The 13,150-nt window shown below is 49.3% G+C and carries 9 protein-coding genes; 5 read left to right on the top strand and 4 right to left on the bottom strand.

Features of this window, described 5'->3' with window-relative positions:
- The first annotated feature begins 1 nt into the window (after position 1).
- From LG383_RS05235 to LG383_RS05220, 4 genes are read left to right on the top strand one after another with little or no spacing between them, the layout of a single operon-like run.
- Positions 2–1,381 (top strand): AMP-binding protein, encoded by a 1,380-nt coding sequence (locus LG383_RS05235; protein ID WP_225758498.1) that lies wholly within the window; start codon positions 2–4, stop codon positions 1,379–1,381.
- Entirely contained in the window at positions 1,365–2,450 is a 1,086-nt protein-coding gene (locus LG383_RS05230; protein WP_225758497.1) for an acyl-protein synthetase, read from the top strand. The genes LG383_RS05235 and LG383_RS05230 overlap by 17 nt, the downstream gene beginning before the upstream one ends.
- A complete protein-coding gene (locus tag LG383_RS05225; RefSeq protein WP_225758496.1) occupies positions 2,434–3,633 on the top strand; it encodes an acyl-CoA reductase in 1,200 nt (399 codons plus the stop codon). Before LG383_RS05230 ends, LG383_RS05225 begins: the two co-directional genes overlap by 17 nt.
- Positions 3,634–3,657: 24 nt before the next feature.
- The gene (locus LG383_RS05220) at positions 3,658–4,788 is read left to right on the top strand and encodes an FkbM family methyltransferase (RefSeq protein ID WP_106993406.1); all 1,131 of its coding nucleotides are present in this window, start codon (positions 3,658–3,660) and stop codon (positions 4,786–4,788) included.
- A 34-nt stretch (positions 4,789–4,822) separates the two neighbouring features.
- Here the strand turns inward: LG383_RS05220 and LG383_RS05215 are convergent, their stop codons facing one another.
- Positions 4,823–5,962, bottom strand: a complete 1,140-nt coding sequence (locus tag LG383_RS05215) for a DegT/DnrJ/EryC1/StrS aminotransferase family protein (protein WP_106993407.1) — start codon at positions 5,960–5,962, stop codon at positions 4,823–4,825.
- A gap of 154 nt (positions 5,963–6,116) precedes the next feature.
- On the opposite strand from LG383_RS05215, the gene LG383_RS05210 reads away from it, so the two are divergent.
- On the top strand, positions 6,117–7,046 hold the full coding sequence (locus tag LG383_RS05210; RefSeq protein ID WP_225758495.1) for a methyltransferase domain-containing protein: 930 nt from the start codon (positions 6,117–6,119) through the stop codon (positions 7,044–7,046).
- A gap of 101 nt (positions 7,047–7,147) precedes the next feature.
- On the opposite strand, the gene LG383_RS05205 is transcribed toward LG383_RS05210, so the two are convergent.
- From LG383_RS05205 to LG383_RS05195, 3 genes are all read right to left on the bottom strand, one after another.
- On the bottom strand, positions 7,148–10,489 hold the full coding sequence (locus LG383_RS05205) for a bifunctional class I SAM-dependent methyltransferase/glycosyltransferase (RefSeq protein ID WP_225758494.1): 3,342 nt from the start codon (positions 10,487–10,489) through the stop codon (positions 7,148–7,150).
- A 45-nt stretch (positions 10,490–10,534) separates the two neighbouring features.
- The gene (locus LG383_RS05200; RefSeq protein WP_225758493.1) at positions 10,535–11,929 is read right to left on the bottom strand and encodes a hypothetical protein; all 1,395 of its coding nucleotides are present in this window, start codon (positions 11,927–11,929) and stop codon (positions 10,535–10,537) included.
- 201 nt (positions 11,930–12,130) lie between these two features.
- Positions 12,131–12,967 carry a flagellin gene (locus LG383_RS05195; protein WP_106993411.1) on the bottom strand — a complete coding sequence of 279 codons (837 nt, stop codon included), beginning with the start codon at positions 12,965–12,967 and terminating at the stop codon, positions 12,131–12,133.
- Positions 12,968–13,150 lie beyond the last annotated feature (183 nt).

The raw sequence follows: 13,150 nt of genomic DNA, 5'->3' as shown, positions 1-13,150 counted from the left end.
TATGGCGTTCTGGCATACGGAAAAGGTTCCCTCTGATCATCCGGCGTTAGTGGACGCACGTGGATTTACTCTCACCTGGGGTGAGCTCACCATGCGCGTTCAGACCCTGGCTGAGTCAATTCCGCCGCGTTGTCTGGTCTTTATTTTTTGCAAAAATCAGTGTGACACCGTGATGGGTTACCTGGCTTGTTTAAAGCAAAATGCAGTTGCACTGATGCTGGACGCCGATCTTGACGACACGATGGTTCAGTCACTTATCGACACCTACCATCCTGCGTTTTTATGGCGAGAGGATGAAGGTGCTTTCAGTCTGCACGCAACTGGCCTTACCCCCTTCCCACTGCATGATGATCTTGCCCTGCTGATGACGACTTCAGGATCCACCGGAAGTCCCAAGCTGGTGCGCTTAAGTCAACGCAACCTGGAAAGTAATGCCACCAGCATTGCGAACTATCTGGCCATCGATGCCCACGAACGGGGGTTGGTTAGCCTGCCACTGAATTACGTGTACGGATTGTCGATCGTCAATAGTCACCTGAGAGCAGGCGCTACGTTGCTGCTGACAGGTGCGAGCGTGATGCAGCGTGAGTTCTGGCAGTTTGTGCGCGATGAACGGGCTAGCTCCCTTGCCGGGGTGCCTTACACCTGGGAAATGCTTAAAAAATTGCGTTTTATGCGTATGGATCTGCCTGATATGCGCACCATGACCCAGGCGGGCGGAAAACTGGCTCCGGCACTGGTAAAAGAATATACCGATTTTGCAGAGCAACACGGAAAGCGTTTTGTGGTGATGTATGGCGCTGCCGAAGCGACATCGCGCATGGCCTGGCTTGCCCCGGAATTTGCCCAGCGCAAAAATGGCACTATTGGTCAGCCTGTGCCCGGCGGTGAATTTATCCTGCTTGACGCAGGCGGTGGCATCATCACCACCCCCGACACGGAGGGTGAGCTGGTGTATCAGGGTGAAAACGTGGCGCTTGGCTACGCCGAGCGTGGTAGCGATTTGGCGCTGGGCGATACGTTCCAGGGCACACTTCATACCGGCGATATCGCTCGTGTGGATGCCGAGGGTTTTTACACTATTGTCGGACGGAAAAAGCGTTTTCTGAAAATTTTTGGCAACCGCGTCGGCCTGGATGATATGGAAACACTGGTGAAATCAGCCTTCCCGGAGCTCTCCTGCGCCTGCGATGGACGCGATGATTTACTCTGTATCTTCATTACCGATGCCGCTTTCGAAAACACAGTAAAACAGTATGCAGCGGCTAAAAGTCAGCTCCATCATTCCGCATTTTGCGTTATCACACTCGATGAGATACCCAAAAACGCCGCGGGCAAGACGCTTTACCACAGGCTGAAAGATCATGTCCCTTCCGTTTGAATCACTGTTAGCGCAGGCGCCCTACTCCCTTGCCCGGGAAGATAAACACGCGCTGCAACTGGCCAGGCTGCGTGAGCTTACCGCGCATCATTATGCTCACTGCGAACCTTATCGTCGTATGCTGAATGCGCAGTCATGTGATCCCGCCACGCTTAACGATGTAGCTTCATTGCCGTTTCTTCCCGTTTCGCTGTTTAAAACACTGAAGCTGCAAAGCGTACCTGACAGCGAGATTGTGAAAACCCTGACCTCATCCGGCACTACCGGACAGCAGGTCTCACGCATTTATCTGAATAAGGCAACGGCATCCCACCAGCAAAAAACCTTGGTAAAAATTGTCAGCCAATTTACCGGGTCCGGGCGTTTGCCGATGCTGATTATTGATTCCCCGGACGTGTTAAAAGATCGCCAGCAGTTCTCTGCCCGTGGCGCAGGCATTTTAGGCTTCTCGTTATTTGGCAGCGATCGTGCCTGGGCCTTAGACGAGAACATGGCACTTAATTTGCCCGTCATTACGGCTTTTTTAGAGAAGCATAAGGGTAAGCGGATCCTGCTGTTCGGCTTCACCTTTATGGTCTGGCAACATTTTTATCAGGCACTCAAAGCAAGCGGCCATAACATTGATCTCAGCAATGCACTGTTGATCCACGGCGGCGGCTGGAAAAAGCTGCAAAATATAGCCGTTACGCCCGAGGTCTTTGCGCAAAAGCTGAATGAGGTTTGCGCCCTGCCTGCGGTACACGATTATTACGGCATGGTCGAACAAACCGGCTGCATTTACATGCAGTGCGAGCATGGTCATCTGCACACGTCGATTTTCTCGGATGTTATTGTCCGTGACCCGCGCGATTTTTCCGTTCTTCCCCACGGCCAGCCAGGCATTATCCAGGTGAACTCCCTGTTACCCGAATCCTATCCCGGCCATGCGTTGCTGACCGAAGATGAAGGCGTCGTTCTGGGAGAAGATGACTGTGCCTGTGGGCGAAAAGGCAAATACTTCCGCATTATAGGTCGGCTGAAGAAAGCCGAATTACGAGGATGCAGTGATACCTATGCAGCACAATCTTAAGGGTCTGGATTTTGTTCTGGGAGATGAAACGCTGCTGCGCGACGCACCTGTGCAAAAAGCGCTGCCTCTTTTTGCTCCGGAAGTTATCGCTTTTCTCGACGCCTTTTCGCGTCTGACGCTAACCGATAGCGAAGCGAAAAGCTGGCCGGATGTCATAAGCCTGGGGTTTTGGTGTCGTGCCTCTTCTGTTGCCCGTATGCAGGCTGACAACATGTCAGCAACACAGCGTTATGGCCGGGGTGTGGCATTTCATATTGCGCCGGGCAACGTCGCGGTGAATTTTGCCTACTCGCTTATCGTTGGGCTATTAACCGGTAACGCGAATATTGTTCGTTTACCCGGACGCGATCATCCCCAGACGGCGATAGTGATACGATTAATTAAAAGTGCTCTCAAAAGCCACCCACTGATGCGGCCACGAATTATTCTTGTGCGTTACGATCGGCAGCAGCACATTAATGATGCCCTTTCAGCATTATGTGATACACGCATTATCTGGGGAGGCGACGGTACAATCGCGCAGTTGCGTCAGTCTTCACTCCCGCCTCGCGCGCTGGACATTGCTTTCGCCGATCGCTACTCCATCGCGGTGATTAACGCCGACGCTTATCTGGCCCATGCCGAAAAAGCCCAACTCGCGCGTGCATTTTACAATGACACGCTGTTAAACGATCAGAACGCCTGTACATCGCCGTCTCTTATCGTCTGGCTGGGTGAGCATATCCAGCAGGGACGCGACACATTCTGGCAGCATTTTGAGGTGCTTGCCGCCGCACGTTATACGCCAGAGCCCGTCGCTGCTGTTAATAAGCTGACTCAGTTATGTTTGTTAAGTGCCCAATTTGCAGGCGTGAAAAAAGTGTCCGGGGCACAAAATAACGTAGTGCGCGTTGAATTATCTGCCCTTGACAAAGAGACACTCGACTGGCGCGGCAACAGTGGTTTTTTCATGGAGTACGTGGCGCGGTCGCTTGACGAGATAAACCCGATTTGTCATTCACGCTGCCAGACCATGGCCACATTTGGCGTTTCGTCTGATGAACTCGACAGCTGGCTTGCTGCGGGTTTCAGAGGCGTTGACCGCATCGTTCCTGTTGGCCAGACCCTTGATTTTTCCCTGCAGTGGGACGGCTATGATTTGGTCGCCATGCTGACGCGCGTCATTGCGCGTCCCTCCTCTTAACCCTTTCGCATAACGCTGGAGATCATGTTGAAAGCCTTACTGGATATGCTTAGTGAAAGCCGCAATCACTTCATCGATATGCTGGCGCGGATGCAGGCTAACGGTCATCCCATCGTGCTTTGTGGTGCCGGATATGTGGCGCAAATAACCTGGGATTTTATGCAGCGTCAGGGAATGCCCGTCGATTATGTGGCGATAAGTGATGCGTGGCTTAAATCCGATGCCGAATTCAATGGACAACGTATTGTTGGCCTGGAGTCGCTGATGGCACAGGAGTCGAAGTACAACTACATTATCGCCATGCAATACATTGATGAGCCATTGCGAGTCCAGCTTGAACGCAATGCCGGCGAGATCCTGTTTTACGATCCCACTTTTGTGGGCATTAATGCTGGCGAACATTTCACGACGGCGTGGTGTGAAACGCATCAGGATACCCTTAATGAATTTTACGCCAGCCTTGCCGATGAGAGGTCAAAAGCCACGTTGATCGCTTATCTGAACCAGCGGATAAGCGCGCGGGAAATCTATTATCATGCGGTCTTTCATCCGCAACATTACTTCCCCGAAGAGCTGATTCGCCTGGGGGATGAAGAGGTCTTTGTGGATGGAGGGGCGTATAATGGCGACAGCATCGCGGCTTTTTTACAGGCACTGCAGCAGCAAAACGCAGCCCCTCCCGCAAAAATTTTCGCCTTCGAACCGGATCAAGCGACGTTCAAATTGCTGAAGCAAAACACGCTTAATTTAACCCAGTGCGTGTGTATCAATGCCGGTATATGGCATAAAAAAACCACCCTGCGCTTCAGTGCCGGCCATGCTCTCTCTTCTGCATTAACGGATGCGCCTGACGGGGATGAAATCGCGCTTAACAGCATCGATAACGTGGTGGCAGGCGAGAAAGTCACCTTTATAAAAATGGATATTGAAGGCGCTGAGCTCGCGGCATTACAAGGTGCTGAAGCGACAATTGCGAAACATTACCCGATACTGGCTATCAGCCTTTACCATAAGCCAGCCGATCTCATCACCATTCCGCAATTTATTCATCAGGTTCAGCCCGGCTATCGTTTCTATCTACGTGCTCATCACCCAAGACTGGCATGTGAACTGGTTCTGTATGCCATTCCGCCCCACAGAATCGTTACCCACTAATAAAAAAAGGCTTTGATAAACAAAGCCTTTTTTATTATGCAACCTGACGACTTATTGAAGGTATGACCGCGTAGCGCCGCACTATATCGATTACCCGCAGTTGATCCTCGATCTTCAGGTCAGGATATATTGGCAGGCAAAGGATCTGTTCGGCAAGACGACTGGCGACAGGTAATCTGTGCGACGCTGCAGACGGTAGATGATTGTACATCGCGAACGAACTGATGAGAGGGTAAAAATAACGTCGGGAGTAGACGTTTTCCGCTTTCAAAGCCTCGTAGAGCGCATCCCGACTTAGGGGATAAGTGCTGTCGATCAGAATCGGGTAATAGGCATGATTCCATTCAAAACGGTCAGCAGCATCAAAGAACGTCACGCCAGGCGTATCTTTAAACGCTTCACTGTAACGCTGAGAAATGTCCGCCCTTGCCAGGAGTGCATTATCGATATATTGCAGCTGAAGCAGACCGAATGCCGCCTCCATTTCATTCATCTTGGCATTAATACCCGGTGCGACAACGCGCGTTTCACCGGCGAAGCCAAAGTTTTTCAGGTAGTCGATACGCTGTTTAGTGCGGCTATCGTGGCAAATAATCGCCCCACCCTCGAAGGTATTAAAGACTTTAGTCGCATGGAAACTTAATACCGACAGATCGCCATGATTCAGTATGCTGCTGTCGTTCTGACGAACACCAAATGCATGTGCCGCATCGTAAATCACTTTCAGACCATAGATATCAGCAATTTGCTGGATTTTATCCACGTCACAAGGAATGCCATAGCAGTGAACGGGCATAATTGCTGTTGTCTGCGGGGTAATTAACTCTTCGATACGTTCTGGATCTATATTGAACGTGTGCGGATCGATGTCGGCAAATACCGGCGTTAAGCCATTCCACAACAACGTATGTGATGTCGCCACAAATGAGTATGGCGTGGTGATGACTTCACCCGTCACGCGCAGCGCCTGCAGCGCGGTCAATAATGCCAGCGTGCCATTTGCAAACAGGCAAACGTATTTAACGCCCAGATAGCGCGCCAGGGCTTCTTCCAGTTCCTGATGGAATTCACCGCCGTTAGTCAGAATTCGGTTCTGCCATATTTTCTGAAGATAGGGCATGAACTCCTCTAAAGGAGGCAGTAAAGGACTGGTGACAAAAATTTTATCGCCCATGTGCAAACCTGAGTGTAATGAAGACATGTTCCATCATAGCGAGGGCCGCCGCCAGCTTATCGGTAAAATAACCGACATTTTACGGCCTATTTGAGGTGACCATAATCAGAGCCCTCTGCCATCGCGGAAACAAGGGCTGAAAAAGGCATCTGTTTTGCGCCTGATCCCCGCCAGGATATGCGACATTAATCAAAGCACTTTTTATGTCACATTCCTTACCCGCGCTGGCTGGCAGCACACTCTTTTAACGTGGAGCATCATGACGAACTCATGCCTCATCTGTAACAGCGAAATGAAGTTCTATTTCGAAAAATCCAGGTATCTTGCACCTTCGGCGGAAAAATTCACGCAGAGCCTGCTGCCGGTGCAATATTACCAATGTCCTGAATGCGGATTTTTTAGTTCGAAAACGCATCAGGATCTCTCCCTGAGTGAATGGGAAAAATTCAACACTGATTTTCATCATTATAATGAGAACGGGGGCCGTGAAACTCTGGGCTTTAATCAGCCTCCCTATGCTGAACAGGCCCTGATGATTGAGCTGCTGGCGCGTAATAACATCGTTGACGACAGTCGAATCCTGGATTACGCAGCAGGCTACGGCACGCTTAGTCATTTGATTCAGAAGTATTTTAAGCGCAACACCTATTGCTACGACAAATACGTACAAAATCCTGCCTTTAACTATATTGACGAGCCTGAAGATAAGAGTTGGTCTCTTGTGATCAACTCAGCCATGTTTGAACATGTATTAACGCGTAATGATTTAGATAACGTTAATCGCCTGGTCTCTGACAGTGGCAGCCTGTTTATTCATACGGTGGTCGTAGAAAAAGTCCCAGAAGATCCCAACTGGTTTTATATTGATGTCCCGGTACATACCTGCGTCCATACCAATAAAAGCATGAGCATTTTAATGGAACAGTGGGGATATCGTTCTTCGGTTTACAGTCCGAAAAGCAAATCCTGGGTGCTTCTACGCCAGCCTTATAAAGAAGTTAAGCCGCTGATTGACACCATTAATCAGGAATTGCAAACCACGTGGCTTTTTGGCAAAGATGGTTTTCTCGACTACTGGAAATAATCTCTGAGGGTCTTTCAGGCAGGTAGCATTTAAGTGCTACCTGCCTTTTTTATTACCACCACCCTCTCCTCTCCGCCGGAGAGGAGCAGCAACTTTAATGCCTAACTTCTAATAATAAACTCATGGGGTTGTTCACCACGACAATACATATGCCATGCTTCCCTGAGTGCTTTTTCTAAATTGGCCGCAACATTGCAACCTGCTTCATTCGCGACAGGGATCCTGGCCCGCATGCCCTGACGAATATTGGCCAGTTCAGCAATTTTTTCACCCCAGCTCACGGCTTTATTAATGTAATCCTGTTCATCAATGGCGATAAATTGCTCAAGTTGATAACCGCCCATAATATCCACACCTTGCAGGCAGGGGATAGTGGGTCCGCTCAGGGTCAGGGTCGGGACACCCATCCACGCACCATGGTGCGTCGTGGTTCCCCCTGTATAAGGGAAGGTATCCAGCAATATATCAATTTCATGGTGATAGGCGAGATACTCGTCCAGTTCAACTAACCCTCTGAATATCAGTCTCTCTTCAGCAATGCCAAGGTCCTGCATGCGTCTGGTCATCGCCGTCACCATTTCCCCATCCGTCATAAACCCCATAAGCAGTTTTGACTCAGGATACGCCAGCATAATTTTTGCCCAGACGCCAAGAACATGGTCATTGAGCTTTTTAGCTCTGTTAAAGCTACCAAACGTGATGTAGCCATTGCGTAGCGCAGGGAGCTCATTGAGTTCCGGACATTGAGGATGGGGCTCAAAGTGCTTACGCGTCTCGACAAACATGATCTTCTCAGAGAGCTGATCTCTCAGCACCTGGGACTGCGTCAGGGTCGTCGGCAATAAAATATAATCCATCTGTTTAATGCCAGTCGTACCAGGATAACCAATCCAGGTTATCTGGATTGGCGCCGGGCGCAAAGCAAAGGCGGGCAGACGGTTGTAGGCGGTATGCCCTGATAAGTCGAACAGAATATCAATTTCATCTTCGGCGATGAGATTAGCCAGTTCAATATCACTGAGGGCATCCACCTGACGCCATAAGGTCGCGGTATCACGGAAATGTTGATAAACACTATCTTCATTCATGAAAAGCGTGCTGTAGGCCACCAGCTCAAATTTTTCTCTATCCAGAGCATTCCAGGCGGGCAGCAAAAAGTTAGCGACAGGATGTTTGCGTAAATCCCCGGAGACAAATCCGATTCGAAGCTTCCGGCCTGGGTCCTGGCTATTTTTCAGGACGGGTTTTAACTCACACCCTTTTGCCCATTCGTCAGCACGACGACCAAATTCCAGATGCTTTTCCAGCAGTTCTTCAGGTTTTACGCTGGCATCATGACTCATCACAAATAATAAGTTACTGAAGTAACCAAAATTGTAATTACTCATCTCAACGGCTTTTTCCATAAAATAGCGAGCTTCAGCCATTTTATGGTTATCACTCAACACTATGCCGGTTAAACCAAGAGAGGATGCTCCCGGATGCTGGAAGCGCATGATTTCACGACAGCATTTTTCCGCTAAGGTCATATCACCGTAAGCGTGATGAAGGGAAGCGAGACTTAGCCAGTAATCAATATTTTTGTTATTAAGTCTGAGTAATGTACGGACAATATTACGCGCACCGTAGAATTCACGTTTTCTCTGCAGGACAGTCGCCAGATCGTAGTAAATATCGAGGCTGGTAAAATAATAGCCCATTAATTTGCATAGAGACGCTAAGGCATCATCCCATGAAGAGGTTAAAACGCATGCCCGGGTGTAACAGCGAAGGATATGAATATTTTCAGGATCGTTCTCCATTAATCCCTGTGCGTACTCTCTGGCCTTCTGAGAAAGGCCTTTCCTGATGAGCTCGTTAACACGATCATAGAGTGAATCGACGTTTACATCGGCTAAAGCTGGCTCCTGCACTTCGTCATATAACATCCCTCCCTGCTGATGCTTAACGCTTAGCAGCAACAGAAGTGAGAGTTGAGACGTTAAGACATTCGTCATGCCTGCACGTAGAAAGCGTTGCAGCTGTTTTTTCCAGGCCGAAGGCGAGCCCATTAACAACCCTTTCATTTTCAATGACGAGTAGAGTTCCCAGGAGGTCTGATTCGCGATATCCATATCGTATCGGATATAATTCCACTCGGCCGGGGTCAAGATAACAGACTCACCCCAAAGATTGTGCAGGGTTGTATTCTCTGTCGGGCACTCGGTGGGCAATGCCCCTACCAACGCCAGCCAATCGTTCTGTGAAGTGTTATACGCTGCCGGTGAAGCACTCCAGTAAAGCCCTTCGGTGCCGGTCATAAATAATGTCTTTAGCGACTCCCACACCGTCTCCTCAATATCTTCTTTAGACTCAGGTGACTGGCAGTTAAAGACGAGTTGTTCAAAGCTTAACGACATCGGCCAGGCACTGCCCAACAACTCCATAAGGCGAATGATTATGCCATTATCGCTGCGGATGAGTTTGCCATGACTGTTTTTATACAGATGAGAGGCTTTGGCCGAATCGACCTCAACCGGTATGAAACACCCTGCCCAGTGCAGGTTTTTCAACTGACTGAGGTCCGGTGTCACTGGTGTTGCATTGACGGATGGATGACAAAGCAGCGTAAAGCGCACTCGCCGCTGAACGGCATAATCGAGGTACTGTTGCGCCATAAGTCGGCTGGCATCGGCGCTAACGGCATTTAACATCTCTTCAATAGCCGGATTGTAATAGTTCCCCAGCTCATATTGCGGTAACAGATCGCCGAGAAACTGTAACCCCACCTTTTCTGCCTGAGAACTGAATTCGTTCAGATTAGAGGCCCCGTCCGTTGGGCTCAGGTAGGCCAGAGTTAGATCAAGATCGTTCATCTTTTCAGCAGCGAGGGCCTCATCTTTCAACAACCCGTCTTCCAGCGTGACCAGCATAAAGCTCAACATCGCACGTGCTGTTACCAGGAGATCGCTCCCCTCTTGCGCACGTTCCAGATGAAACTGCAACGCCTCCCCTAACGATAATCGTGCTGCGCCACCTGGCAGTACCGACCATTTTATGGCAATGACACCATGGGGGGATAAATGCGCTTTGCTCCACTCCAGCAGGGCTTCGCGTTCGGTTTTGCCAAGGAATGAAAAAGTGCGATGAATAATGATGTAATCAAACTCGCCGGGATCCACAGCCAGCAGGTCGCCTAATCCTGCGGCAAACAACTCGACGTTGGCGCATCCCAGGCTTGTCACATGCTGCTGCCCATCAAGAATGCCCTGTTCATCGATATCAATACCAATGAAAATACTTTCAGGATTTGCAAAAGCATGCGTAATGAGGCGTGACGCCGAACCACATCCCAGTTCAAGAATACGTGCATTCCCGGGACACACTGTTGCCAGGTGGTTGATCTTTGCGGCGGCATGAATTGCCTCGGGAGTAATCCGATAGCTTGGATAATTTGTCGTCACGTTCTGTTCCAGATCTTAGTTATTCTGCTTACACGCCTTAGGTATCTAGCGTTGGTATTTTTGAATGAGTGAGGCCAAATACTCAGCGCAAGAGCGGTTGTTTTTCTCTACACCCCAACAGAAAGCATCTGTCTGATACTGGCGGCTGAGTATCGAAGCACTCTCAACCCAGGAGATTGACATCTGTTCCATCCCCGACAGGGTGTCGAGACTGGCGAACAGCGCCACCTGCTCCAGCCCATAAGTGGCATTACCACTGTTGAGATTGACCTCAATAAAATGGGCAACCCGATCAAAGTAGCGTTGAGCCATCTCACCAGGATTCACATAGATAAACTCAGGGGAGACCACTTCCCAAAACGGAGACGTTTCACTGCGTAATAACATGAGTGACGCATCTGTCGCTTCCCAGCGTTGGCGCATCAATACGCTGGCGTTGATAGCCATAATCGGCGTACCGAATGTCTGCAACGCGTGACGCAGGAAAACGATTCGGCGAGACGCGTACCATGTGGACAGTGCGTCATTACTGACAATCTTTTCGTGGCTAACAGAAATATGGAGTTCGGGGAGTTGATCCCGCAAAGAGGTGATGCTCTCTTTAACTTGCTCATCGCAATTGTAGAGATGCAGGTGTACATCAAGTCCGTCACGGTTGGTTTCATAAACAGAGTACATCAGCGGTACAGCATGTTCGAAATAATCAAATTTATCGCAGGTAACCAGCACCGTCGTTTTGTCGTTTGCGGTTTTTTCAATCCATACGTCATAGCCCGCTTCCGCAATCTCAGACTTGCTCTCTTTCAGCGGTCTGAAATCGATCCAGGAATCCGGTATCCCCCCGAGCATATAGATGCCGCAGGTGATCATTAATAACGCCATCGGATCTTCGCCAATCAGCGAGGCATCTTCCGTCAGTGCCTGGATAACGACCATCGCCTGATTGAAGTCATTTTCCATCAAACAAATGAGCAGCAGAATTTTAAGCACTGGCCCTGACTTGCTGACTAACGAAAGATTGTTGTTAATTAAAAAGAGTGCAGACGAAATTTCATTAATGCGGAAAAGTATCTGAATCGCGGCAACAAGATAGTTTACGTTATTATCGCCTTTTAATGCCGCGACAACATAGTCGATGATCTGAGTCTTCTCTTCTGCAGAAAGCCGTTGGCGCCCTTCTGATTCAGACTCGTCGAGAGCATGGTTTGCAAGAACGATCGCACACAAGAGATGCTTCAAGGCTACGTCTTTTTCTGGCGCCAGGCCGGTCTTCACGTCCCGAATCTGAGGTTCAAGACGACCGAGGTTAGTGCTTTTAAAACTAAAGATCTCCGCCACGATATGCGCAGGCATAACATCTGTTTCCGGCAGTTCAATCAACCGGGTAAACACATTGCGATAAAACTGACGCATAGCCCGGCTACGTGCAAATTCACTCATCGTAATAACTCATCGGTAAATGTCGTCAGACGACCTGAAGGGGGGTTTTACGCAGAGTAGCACCGCTTTGTACGGGACTATGGAAGGAAAACGCTGCTAATTGCACTCCTATTTTGCACATAACGAAATGGACGGTTCTGGATAAATACCATAAAAAAAGGCTGCTGTTTCCAGCAACCTTTTTGGAATTTATAGCGTCTATTAACGCAGCAGGGACAGCATTGCCTGTGGAACCTGGTTTGCCTGAGACAGCACGGAAGTACCAGCCTGCTGCAGGATCTGCGCGCGAGACATGTTGGAAACTTCGGTCGCGTAGTCAGCATCCTGGATACGGGACTGTGCAGCAGACAGGTTAGAGATAGAGTTGTTCAGGTTGTTGATGGTAGATTCGAAACGGTTCTGAATCGCACCCATGTTTGAACGAGCAGTATCAATTTTGCTGATTGCGTTGTCAGCTGCAGTGATGAAGGCTTTAGCGGAGCTGTTGTCGGTAATGGTACCGGTCAGGCCAGTGTCGAGGCTGGTCGCTTTAGCGTTGATCAGCGCGCCAGTGGTGATGGAGATGGTGTCAGTTGCACCAGTACCTGCACCCACCTGGATGTTCAGGGAAGCAGTCAGGCTACCATCCAGCAGTTTTTTGCCGTTGAAGTTAGCTGCGCCAGCGATACGGTCGATTTCACCCAGACGCTGTGTGATTTCAGTGCTGACAGAAGCGTAGTCAGTAGTACCGTTGGTGTCGTTCGCAGCCTGAACAGCCAGCTCACGGATACGCTGTAAGTTGCTGTTGATTTCGTTCAGGTTACCTTCAGCAGTCTGAACCAGGGAGATACCGTCGTTGGCGTTACGCGCCGCCTGAGTCATCCCTTTAACCTGAGCGGTCATACGGTTAGCAATCGCCTGACCAGCTGCATCGTCTTTAGAGCTGTTGATACGCAGACCGGAGGACAGACGCTCGATAGCAGTGCCCAGGGAAGACTGAGATTTGTTCAGGTTGTTCTGAGTGGTCAGGGACAACAGGTTAGTATTGATAACGGCCATAATATTAATTCCTTAAACAAAAATGGTTTCTAGGTCGGTGCCTAACACTCACGGCGTCTCTCACCGTCAACAAGGTTATCGACGCCCTGGCAACAGACTTTAGAAAATATCTAATAAAAAATTTAAATTATTGTTTTTTAATGTAATTTTTTTGATTTCATTTCTTAATATGCTTTGTCATTG

The organism is Leclercia sp. Marseille-Q4284 (assembly GCF_916618945.1).
Lineage (GTDB): Bacteria > Pseudomonadota > Gammaproteobacteria > Enterobacterales > Enterobacteriaceae > Enterobacter > Enterobacter tamurae.
The sequence above is the reverse complement of the archived record's forward strand: the minus strand, read 5'-3'. Positions and strand labels throughout refer to the sequence as shown.

What these genes read in the sequence shown, in the direction of transcription:
- LG383_RS05220 (WP_106993406.1), top strand. Translation starts at nt 3,658, where the DNA reads ATGTTGAAAGCCTTACTGGATATGCTTAGTGAAAGCCGCAATCACTTC.
- LG383_RS05225 (WP_225758496.1), top strand. Translation starts at nt 2,434, where the DNA reads ATGCAGCACAATCTTAAGGGTCTGGATTTTGTTCTGGGAGATGAAACG.
- LG383_RS05195 (WP_106993411.1), bottom strand. Translation starts at nt 12,967, where the DNA reads ATGGCCGTTATCAATACTAACCTGTTGTCCCTGACCACTCAGAACAAC.
- LG383_RS05200 (WP_225758493.1), bottom strand. Translation starts at nt 11,929, where the DNA reads ATGAGTGAATTTGCACGTAGCCGGGCTATGCGTCAGTTTTATCGCAAT.
- LG383_RS05230 (WP_225758497.1), top strand. Translation starts at nt 1,365, where the DNA reads ATGTCCCTTCCGTTTGAATCACTGTTAGCGCAGGCGCCCTACTCCCTT.
- LG383_RS05215 (WP_106993407.1), bottom strand. Translation starts at nt 5,962, where the DNA reads ATGGGCGATAAAATTTTTGTCACCAGTCCTTTACTGCCTCCTTTAGAG.
- LG383_RS05235 (WP_225758498.1), top strand. Translation starts at nt 2, where the DNA reads ATGGCGTTCTGGCATACGGAAAAGGTTCCCTCTGATCATCCGGCGTTA.